Source organism: Streptosporangium amethystogenes, assembly GCF_000721075.1.
In the GTDB taxonomy this organism is placed as follows: Bacteria; Actinomycetota; Actinomycetes; order Streptosporangiales; family Streptosporangiaceae; genus Streptosporangium; species Streptosporangium amethystogenes.
Genome location: NZ_JOEQ01000201.1, coordinates 1 through 270 on the forward strand (window position 1 = coordinate 1; position 270 = coordinate 270).

At 79.3% G+C, this 270-nt stretch carries 1 pseudogene; it reads left to right on the plus strand.

The features are described 5' to 3' along the window. Positions 1-270, plus strand: a pseudogene (locus IG98_RS0144290) (hypothetical protein); the annotation flags it as partial.

The window sequence follows — 270 nt, forward strand, 5'->3', positions numbered from 1 at the left end:
AGGACCGGCAGGACCCGCAGGCGCCGACGGCGCCCCCGGACCCGAAGGACCCGCAGGACCGGCAGGACCGGCAGGTGCCGACGGCGCCCCCGGACCCGAAGGACCCGCAGGACCGGCAGGTGCCGATGGCGCCCCCGGACCCGAGGGACCGGCAGGACCGCAAGGACCTGAAGGACCGGCAGGACCCGCAGGCGCCGACGGCGCCCCCGGACCCGAAGGACCCGCAGGACCGGCAGGACCGGCAGGTGCCGACGGCGCCCCCGGACCCGA